The sequence below is a fragment of the Pseudomonas sp. BRG-100 genome (assembly GCF_000737955.1).
Taxonomy (GTDB): domain Bacteria; phylum Pseudomonadota; class Gammaproteobacteria; order Pseudomonadales; family Pseudomonadaceae; genus Aquipseudomonas; species Aquipseudomonas synxantha_A.
Genome location: NZ_JPRX01000001.1, coordinates 6,134,924 through 6,145,057 on the forward strand (window position 1 = coordinate 6,134,924; position 10,134 = coordinate 6,145,057).

Genomic DNA, 10,134 nt, shown 5'->3' on the forward strand with positions numbered 1-10,134 from the left:
CAGAAAATGTTCAGCTTTCTTGATTATCAGGATTGATAAAGACATTGACCGGGAGATCCCCCAGGGCAGCGCTGATCAACAGCTCCTTGTTGGGTGTGACTGCGCCTGTTTGAAAAAGTCCCTTCCAGTTTTGTGTTGTGGTGGCGAACGGTAATTTCACCCGGGTATCGCCCCACACCTGCGCATTGATGTGGGGAAATACACCGTTTTCCAGCAACGGATAAGGCCAGCGCGGCACCACCACCAACAGCTGTTGGCCCTGGTGCTCACGGTAAAACGCAACCACGCGCTCCGCGTGCCGACCCACCACTTCGAGCGGCGTATAGCTGCCTTTGCGAAACAGCTCGGGACAGGCTCTGCGCGCGTTCAGCACCTGGGCGATCAACGCTTGTTTGATACGCCCATCGCGCCAGTTGAACAACAGCTCACCGATGTCGGGTGGGGTATCCAGGGCACGCTGGCGCGCATCGAAATCCACCGGGCGTCGGTTGTCCGGATCCACCAGGCTGAAGTCCCAGAACTCGTCGCCCTGGTACACATCCGGTACACCCGGCACGGTGAGGTGAAGCAAAGTTTGCGCCAGGCTGTTCAGAGCGCCGGAGGGGGCGATGGCTTGAACGGCGCTGTCGAGCGCATCGCGCAGCGCTTGGCCGGCTTCGCTGAGCAGTAGACGCTTGAGGAAGCGCTCGACACCCTGCTCATAGGCTTCGTTGGGCGCGCTCCAGCTGCTTTGTAACTTGGCTTCGCGCAGGGCTTTCTGTTGCCATTGCCAGAGCCGTTGCTGGTAAGCCTCAAAGTCCGGGTTGTGCTCCAGCGGCCAACTGCCGAGCAGCACCTGATACAGGATCAGCTCATCACCCGCCGAAGGGCTGTCGGTACCCTCGCGCAAGGGCGCGGCGAGGTTGCGCCAGTGTTCGACCTGTTCGGCATACCAGGGCGCGCACTCGCTGAGCACCGCCAGGCGTGCGCGGGTGTCTTCGCCGCGCTTGTGGTCATGGGTGGCGGTGGCCAGCAGATTGTTCGGGAAGGTAGCCAGGCGCTGTTGATTGGCCTGGTGAAAATCTGCCAACGGCGCACTGAATTGTTCGGTACTGAAGCCCACGTCGTTACGCGACAGCAATACGGCCGAGCGATAGAACGCGGTGTCTTCCACGGCCTTTGCTGCGGCGGGTGATGTCAGCTGCTGGAAGCGCACGCAGGCATGTTTGAGGATCTTGCGCTCACGGCCCACCGGGCGATTGCGCCAAGGCTGGCCGCCCAACCATTTTTCCAGGTGCTCAAGCACCGGCCAGTCGCCTTCGTTAAGGGTACTGCGCGCACCGTCCATGGCCTGCTGGAACACCTTGTCGTCGGCGGTGCTGCGGCCCCTGGCACTGATGTAGGTGCGGTACACCGGGAAATGCACAATCAGCTCCTGCAAGGCCCGACGGATCGCACCCAGGGTCAGGTCGCGGGTCATCACATCATCGCGGGCCACTTGCAGCAGGGCCTGGGCCACGCTTTCGAAGTCGCCGCCCAACGAGCCATTGAGGATTTGCTGGCGCGCCAAGCGGGCTTCGTCGATAAACGCCGAGGGCCGTTCGCTGTGGCGCGTCCACAGGTCGGCCAGCGGAGCAAAACCGTCAGGATGGTGTTGCAGCAACGACAGTTGATTCATGAATTCGTAGCCAGTGGTGCCGTCCACTTGCCAGTCTTCGCGCAGGGTTTCGCCTTCGCCGAGGATCTTCTCCACGAAGATCGGCAAATGGCGCTGTGGCGACAGCGCGTCCACGCGGCGGCGCAGTTTGCGGCAATAACCACGTGGGTCGGCCAGGCCGTCGATATGGTCGATGCGCAGGCCATCGATCAAGCCCGCGCCGATCAGCTCGAAAATCTTGCCGTGGGTGGCTTCGAACACTGCCGTGCGCTCCACGCGCAGGCCGCCCAGTTCATTGACGTCGAAGAAGCGCCGCCAGTTGATGTCGTCTGCGGCGGTGCGCCAACTGGCCAGGCGGTAGGTCTGTTGCTCAAGCAGATGATGCAAGCGCTCGAAACCCTCAGGCTGGCGACCATCGAAAGCGGCCAGCCGTTGCTTGATGGCCGGTAAGACTTCGGTGGCGCGTTCGGTCAGCGCCTGCTTGAGCCTAGCGGCTTCGGTGTAGGCATCGTCGTGATAGGCGAGGGCGGCGAAACGCTCGGCCAGCGGTTTGAGCACCTCATCGCCGCCCAGGATCAAGGCGTAGTCCCGTGGGCAGATCGGGAAGCGATGCTCGTAATGCTCGGCGTAGAAGCTGCCGTGAGCGGCGTCGAACTTGAGCGTCAACGCTCCGCTCTGCAAGGCTTCGCCGTAATCGCTGCCCAGGAACGGCATCAGCAATTGGCCTTTGAGCAACGGGTCGGGCGAGTGCCACTGGATGTCGAAAAACTCGCTGTAGGGGCTCAAGCGCCCCCATTCCAGCAGGTCCAGCCACCAGGGGTTATCCGCGCCACCCACGGCCATGTGATTGGAAACGATATCCAGGATCAGGCCCATGTTGTGTTCACGCAGGGTGGCGACCAGGCGACGCAATGCTGCCTCGCCACCCAACTCCGGGTTGACGCGAGTGGGGTCGACCACATCGTAGCCATGCATGGAGCCGGCGCGGGCGCTCAGGAGCGGCGAGGCATACAGGTGGCTGATGCCCAGTCGGGCAAAATACGGCACCAGCGGCACCGCATCATCGAGGGTAAAGCCTTTATGAAATTGCAGGCGCTGGGTGGCGCGCAGGGGCAGTACGTTCATCGGTCACGCTCATAGGCTTGGTTGCGCGCCACGGCCAACAGTTCGAGGCGGCGCGCAGCACTGTCGTGGTCGAGCAGGCTGGCGGCCTCGCCTGGCAAGCGTCGGCGCCAGTTGGGGTGGGTATCGAGGGTGCCGGGCAGGTTGGCTTGCTCTTCGATGCCCAGCGCGTCCTCCAGCGGCAGCAATACCAGTGGCGCACGGGTGTGGCCGAGGTAGCGCACGCTGGCGTCGATCACGTGATCGGTGTCGTTGCGGATCTCATCGACAAAGTTCTGCGGGTCCTGGCTCAAGGCCTGACGCAGTGCATGACGTTCGCGCAGACGGTGTTCGCTCCATTGCTCCACGGTGGGAGGGTCGATCAGGTCGAGCTGGATATTCCACTCGATATCACGGCTGTGCCACCAGCCATTGAGCGTGGGCAGGTCGTGGGTGCTGGTGGTGGCCAAGGAGTTGTCGGGCCAGTCAAGAATCGGCGTGAACCGGCCTTCGTGGTCCTGTTCGAACAGCAATACGCGCATACCCAGAATCGAGCGGGCGCTGAGCTTTTCACGCAGGCCCTCGGGCACCGTACCCAGGTCTTCACCGAGGACGATGGCCTGGTGGCGGTGCGATTCCAGCGCCAGCAAACGCAGCAGGTCGTCCACCGGGTAATACAAGTAGGCGCCTTCGCGGGGCGAGGCACCCAGGGGGATGACCCACAGGCGTTGCAGGCCCATCACATGATCGATGCGCAAGCCACCGGCATGGGCGAAGTTGGCCCGCAGCATTTCGATAAACGCACGAAAGCCATTGCGCTTGAGACCTTCCGGGGAGAAGGCGGAGATGCCCCAACCCTGGCCTGCACGGTTGAGAATATCCGGCGGTGCGCCTACCGTGAGGTCGGCCAGCAGTTCATCCTGGCGACTCCATGCCTGGCTGCCGCCACCGTCGGCACCCACCGCCAGGTCGGCAATCAGGCCGATGCCCATGCCGCTGCCACGGGCGGCCTGTTGCGCGCGCGCCAGGCTGCGGGCGATCAACCATTGGGTGAAGGCAAAGTAGCCGATCTCATCGCGGTTTTCTTCAGCAAACTGCGCCAGCGCCGGGCTCTGCGGCGTGCGCCAGTCTTCGGGCCAGTGGCGCCAGTCGAGCTCTTCGCCGGCGGCGGCACGTTGCGCTTGCACGGCTTCGAAGCGGCAGTGGTTTTCCAGGGCCTCGCCGCCGGCCTGGCGGAAGCTCTGGAAGTCGGCATGTTGCGGATGTGCGCCGTGGCGGAAGTCCTCATACAGCGCACGCAGCAGGCGTTGCTTGGCCTTGGCGGCGGTGGGCCAGTCGATCAGCGTGAGTTGCTCCAAATCCCGCAGTTCGTCGGTCAGGCCGACGGCCTCGGTAGCGTCGTGCACTTCACGCTCGCCAAGGATGCAGGCGGGCGAGGCGTACAGGCTGTTGAGAAACAGGCGGCTGGACGGTGAATAAGGGCTGAAACGTTCGGTGTCGGCGCTGAACATTGCGTGCATGGGGCTGATCGCCACCGCGTCGGCACCGCGCTCGGCCGCCGAGCGCACCAGATGCTCCAGGGCCAGGGTGTCCCCGAAGCCACCATCGCCGCGGCGACGCAAGGCATACAGCTGGGCGCTCAAGCCCCAGGCGCGAGCGGGGCGGCTGTCCACCGCGTCGGCCACGCTGTAGCAGTGGCTGGGCGCAACGGCCAGGGTGAAGGTTTGCCCATCGATATGCACCTGGTGGTAGCCGAGGGCAATCACCCCGGGCAGCACCGCATTGCCGTCCAGGCGCAGCTCCAGGGTTTCACCACCTTCCAGGCTGACGCGACACGGGGTGTCCGGGGCGAAGTAGCGCGCCAGGTCCAGGCTTGCGCCGCTGTCGATGGTGATCAAGGGCGGCAGGTGCGTGTCTTGTTGCACCTGCTCCAGTTCCTGCAGGCTGGCGTCGATCTCGGCGTCGGTATCGGCCGGGTGCCCCAGCCCTTTGAGAACGGCGCGCAAGGCTTCGGGCTGCACGTGTTGCGGGCGACCGTTGGCATCGATCCAATCGACGGCCAGGCCCGCGCGACTGGCGAGTAGTTCCAGGTTCGCTTCGCTCAAAAGTGTTCTCCGGCAGGTGATAAGCAAACGCGTGCGCTCAACGGTGGTAACTGCGTACCTTGCTGGGCAGGCGTCTGGAAAATGATGGGGTGTGGCGCGGGGTGATCCAGAGGCTGTTCACTCAGGTTCAGGTCGATTTGCAACAGGCTGCCGTTGCCCAGGCGCCAACGCGCCGTGACAGCTCCTTCGGCCATCACCTGCGCGCCCAAGGCCACAGTGCCCGGCAAGTGCGGCACTAGGTGTTGGTGACGCAGGCTCAACAGCTGACGATAGAGCTGGGTGTGCTCGTTCTCGACGAAAGAGGGTGCCGATTGCACAAAGGTTTCCAGTGCATTGGGATCGGGAATACGTTCGCGTTGTTCGGGGTCGTGAAACGCCGCGAAATCGGCGAACTCGTTGCGCCGGCCTTCGCGCACCGCCTCGGCCAGTTCGCCGTGATGGTCGGTGAAAAACAGAAAGGGTTCGGCCGCATTCACCTCATCGCCCATGAACATCAGCGGGATCATCGGGCTGAGCAGCAATAGAGCCGTCGCCGCGTTCAGCGCCTGGGGCGAACACAGTTGGTGCAGGCGTTCGCCCAGGGCGCGGTTGCCGATCTGGTCGTGGTTCTGCAAAAACGCCACGAAAGCGCTGGGCGGCAGATCTGCACTGGGTTCGCCGCGTGCATGGCCGTGGCGGGTAGTTTCGCCCTGATATATAAAGCCCTCGCCCAGGCAACGCGCCAGTTTGGCGGTGGGCTGTTCGGCGAAATCGCTGTAATAGGCATCGGTTTCACCGGTCAGCAGCACGTGCAGCACGTTATGAAAGTCATCATTCCACTGGGCGTTGAAATCTTCCTTCAGCAGGCTGGCCTGGTTCAGCTCGTTCTCCAGCACTAGCCAGACGTGCCGGTCGTCGTGCACCTGCTGACGCACGCGGTGTGCCAGTTCCTGCAAGAACCCGGGATTATCGATGGCGTGTACCGCATCCAGGCGCAGGCCGTCGAAGCGGTATTCCAGCAGCCACATCAGCGCGTTATCAAGGAAAAAATCCCGCACTTCACGGCGCTCGAAATCGATACCGGCGCCCCACGGGGTATGCACGTCCTCCTGGAAGAACCCCGTGGCGTACTGGCCCAGGTAATTGCCATCGGGCCCGAAGTGGTTGTAGACCACATCGAGCATCACCGCCAAACCATGGGCATGGGCAGTGTCGATCAAGTGCTTGAGCTGTTCGGGCGTACCGTAGGCGGCGTGCGGTGCGTAGGGCAGCACGCCGTCATAGCCCCAGTTGCGTTCACCGGGGAACTGCGCCAGTGGCATCAACTCGATCGCAGTGATTCCCAGCTCAGCCAGACGTGGCAGGTGCTTCTCGACTTCGGCGTAGCCACCCATGGCGCCCACATGCAGTTCGTAGATCACCGCGGTGTGCCAAGGGCGGCCTTGCCACTGGGTATGGCGCCATGGGTAAGCGTTGGGGTCGACCACTTGACTCCAACCGTGCACGTCCTGGGCCTGGGCCCTGGAAGCGGGGTCGGGAACCGCGTTTTCCCCATCGATGTTAAAGCGGTAGAGCGTGCCGGCAGGGCAGGCTGCTTCGACTTCGAACCAGCCATCCGCCTGGGGCAGCAGGGTGATGGATTTACCGTGTTGCAATTCAACGCTGACATAAAAAGCGTCTGGCGCCCACAAGGCAAAACGCGTGTGTTGCGCGTCCAGCATGATTGCGCCGTGGGGCCAGGTGTCCAGAGTCCGTAACGGCATCTATGAAGACCTCCCGGGTTGGTTCAAGTGGCTATTTGGTTGGTTTCCCCAAGGCCTTGGCCACCAGTTGTTCGTAGAGCTCGGCGTAGGGTTCAACCGCCTGGCACCAGTTGAACGGTTGTGTCATGGCGCGGCTGCGCATGGCGTTGAGCAGGCCGGGGAAGGCGAATACCTTGAAGGCACGGCGCAGGGCTTCTTCGTAGCTTTGCACCGTCGACTCATTGAACAGGAAACCGGTGACGCCATCTTCAATGGTGTCCGCCAGGCCACCGGTGTTCCGCGCCACCGGCAACGAACCAAAGCGTTGCGCGTACATCTGGCTCAGGCCGCAAGGTTCATAGCGCGAGGGCATCAACAGGAAGTCGCTGCCGGCAAACATGCGACGGGCATCGGTCTCGTTGAAGCCGATGCGCACGCCCACCTGGCCCGGGAAGCGCAGCGCCAATTCGCGCATGGCCTGTTCCTCTTCGGGTTCGCCACGGCCGATGATCGCGATCTGGCCACCGTTTTCGACGATAAAGCCGGCGACCGCTTCAGTCAGGTCCAGACCCTTCTGATAAACCAGGCGTGACACCACGGCGAACAGCGGGCCGTTGGACGCGTGCAGTCCAAACAGCTCGCGCACATGGGTGGCGTTTATCGCCTTGCCTTCCCAGTCGCCGATATTGAAATTGTGGGTCAAGTGCGTATCGGTGGACGTTTCCCAGCTTTCGTCGATGCCGTTGGGAATACCGCTGAGCAAACCTTGTTGAGTCTTGCTGGCTAGAAAGCCATCCAGGCCACAGCCGAATTCCGGCGTGGTGATTTCCTGGGCGTAGGTGGCGCTCACGGTGGTGATGTGGCTGGAATACGCCATGCCCGCCTTGAGGAACGACATCTTGCCGTAGAACTCCATGCCTTCCTGCTGCAGGGCGTGGGGTGGGATGCCTAGTTCGGGCGTCGACGCCAGGCTCACCACACCCTGATAGGCCAGGTTATGAATGGTGAACAGTGTTGGCGTGCGTGACCCACGCCAGTGCATGTACGCCGGCGCAAGGCCCGCGGGCCAGTCATGGGCGTGCACCAGGTCGGGGCACCAATGGATCTGTGCCAGGTTGGCGGCCATGTCGGCGGCGGCCAGGCCCAGGCGGGCGAAGCGAATATGGTTATCCGGCCAGTCGCGGCCGTTATTGGCGCCGTACGGCGTGCCTTCACGCTCATACAGTTCGGGGCAGATCAGCACATAGATGACCAGGCCGTCCGCCAGGTCCATACGCCCGATCTTGCACGGCGGCAGCGCCGCGTGGCCGCCCAGCTCACCGACGATATGAATCGGATTGTCGCTTTCCATCACTTGCGGGTACCCGGGGATCAGCACCCGCACATCGTGCAAATGCGCCATGGCGCGGGGCAGGGCGGCGGACACATCGCCCAGGCCACCGGTTTTCACCAGGTCGGCGAACTCGGAAGTGACGAACAAGACTTTCTTTCGATTCGGATTCTGACTCACGATCGGCCGCACAGTGTTGGGCAGGTCGACCAAAGACGTTGGCCCCCCTACCGGCTGACTAAAACGCTCTCCCTGAGTATCTACTGCGGCACTGATCATAATGCACTCCCATTTGTTGGTTCGCTAATGGCCCGCTGCCATCAGCTCCAAGTGGCCGCATCCTGCGGCCAGGCACACCAGCGCTATACAAGCTGGCAAGGCGTATGCCAGTTGCAACGTCGGCTGAAAAAGATTGGATGAACGGGCATTCGGCGTGAAACGCTCGTGCACGTCCTTACCTAAAACTTGACCTGAGGCGGAGTTGGAAAGTTTAGATTTTTTGCGGGGTTTTTGTTTTGGAACGGACCCATCGGTCATGAGTCTAGGCCAGATCCCAGAGCCTGCAGGGTTTAGCGCGGTTTTTTGTAGGACAAAATAAATCTAACGATATGCAGCGTGTTCTCTGTAGGAGCGAGCTTGCTCGCGAAAGACTCACAGACGCCGCGTTTATTCAAGAAACATGCTTTATCGTTGACGATTTTCGCGAGCAAGCTCGCTCCTACAGGAAGGCAGGGCCGCACCTTTTTGATGCGTCAGCCCAGCACGCGGATGGGCACGCCATCGGCCCAGGCCTGAATGTCTTCAATCATCTGTTGATAGAACTGCCGGTAATTGTGCTCACTCACATACCCCACGTGTGGCGTGGCCAGCACATTGGGCAAGCGGCGAAATGGATGATCAGCCGGCAGCGGTTCCTGGGCATACACATCCAGCGCCGCCCCGGCCAGGCGGCCACTGCTCAATGCCTGCACCAGCGCCTGCTCATCCACAATCGGCCCGCGTGCGGTGTTCACCAGGTGCGCCGTGGGCTTCATCCACGCCAGTGCCTGGGCATCCACCAGCCCACGGCTGCGCTCACTGAGCACCAGATGGATGGTGAGGATATCCGCCTGTTCAAACAACTCGCGCTTGCTGACCCATGTCACGCCTGCTTCAGCCGCCCGTTGCGGCGTGAGGTTTTCGCTCCAGGCGATCACCCGCATACCGAATGCCTGGGCAAACGTCGCGACTTTCTGGCCGATACTGCCCAGGCCGAGCACGCCCAGGGTCTTGCCATGCAGGTCACCGCCCAGGCCCACCTGCCATCCGCCTGCGCGCAGCGAGTTGGCTTCGGCCAGCAGATTGCGCGTAGAGGCCATGATCAGCGCCCAGGTCAGTTCCGGCGCCGCGTGTTTATAGCTGTCGGTGCCGCACACCTGAATACCCAGGGCCTTGGCGGCGGCAATATCGATGGCAGCATTGCGCATACCGCCGGTGACCAGCAGTTTGAGCTTGGGCAACTCTCGCAGCAGGGCCTCGTCGAAGGTGGACCGTTCGCGCATGACGCAAATCACCTCGAAGCCCTTCAAGCGTTCAACCATTGTCGCCGTATCAGCGGGGTAGTCGTGGAGAAAATGTACCTGGCCCACGCCGTCCAGCGCCGACCAATCCACCACGTCACTGGCGACGTTCTGCCAGTCATCTATCACTGCGATCTGTATCGACATGCCATGGGCCTCGAAATCAAAGGGCATTCATACCCTGCAACAGCGCTTTATGAAACTGCTCCGGTTCTTCCATCTGTGGCGCATGGCCCAGGCCGGGGAATTCCACCAGTGTGGCGTGGGGAATCAGCTTGGCTACCTGCTTGCCCAGCACCTGGTAATTGCCAATCCTGGCCTTGACCGCCGGCGGCGCCACATCTTTGCCGATGGCTGTGGTGTCGCTGGTGCCGATCAGCAGCAAGGTGGGCACCTTAAGGTCCTTGAATTCGTAGTACACCGGTTGGGTGAAGATCATGTCGTAAATCAATGCCGAGTTCCACGCGACTTGGGTATGCCCCGGGCCTTTGTTCAGGCCGGCGAGCATATCCACCCAGCGTTCGTATTCCGGCTTCCAGCGCCCGCCATAATAGGTGTCGCGTTCATATTTGCGCACCCCGTCGGCACTCATTTTCAGCTCGCGCTGGTACCACTGGTCGACGCTCTGGTAGGGCACACCGAGGGCTTTCCAGTCTTCCAGGCCGATAGGGTTCACCAGCCC

6 protein-coding genes are annotated in these 10,134 nt (G+C 62.0%); all 6 read right to left on the bottom strand.

The features are described from left to right. Positions 1-10: 10 nt before the first annotated feature. Positions 11-2,761, bottom strand: coding sequence for a malto-oligosyltrehalose synthase (locus JH25_RS00395; protein ID WP_032880939.1), 2,751 nt, complete (start codon positions 2,759-2,761; stop codon positions 11-13). Continuing rightward, positions 2,758-4,842: a 4-alpha-glucanotransferase gene (malQ, locus tag JH25_RS00390; RefSeq protein WP_032880940.1), complete on the bottom strand. Its 2,085-nt coding sequence runs from the start codon at positions 4,840-4,842 to the stop codon at positions 2,758-2,760. The genes JH25_RS00395 and malQ overlap by 4 nt, the downstream gene beginning before the upstream one ends. Then, positions 4,839-6,584, bottom strand: a complete 1,746-nt coding sequence (gene treZ, locus JH25_RS00385) for a malto-oligosyltrehalose trehalohydrolase (RefSeq protein ID WP_032880941.1) — start codon at positions 6,582-6,584, stop codon at positions 4,839-4,841. Before treZ ends, malQ begins: the two co-directional genes overlap by 4 nt. A 31-nt stretch (positions 6,585-6,615) precedes the next feature. Continuing rightward, positions 6,616-8,172: a glycogen synthase GlgA gene (gene glgA / locus JH25_RS00380; RefSeq protein ID WP_081883347.1), complete on the bottom strand. Its 1,557-nt coding sequence runs from the start codon at positions 8,170-8,172 to the stop codon at positions 6,616-6,618. A 473-nt stretch (positions 8,173-8,645) separates the two neighbouring features. Then, positions 8,646-9,599 (bottom strand): D-2-hydroxyacid dehydrogenase family protein, encoded by a 954-nt coding sequence (locus JH25_RS00375; RefSeq protein ID WP_032881328.1) that lies wholly within the window; start codon positions 9,597-9,599, stop codon positions 8,646-8,648. Between the two features lie 16 nt (positions 9,600-9,615). Beyond that, positions 9,616-10,134 (bottom strand): alpha/beta fold hydrolase (locus tag JH25_RS00370; RefSeq protein WP_032881330.1); only part of this gene is annotated, 519 nt, incomplete at its 5' end.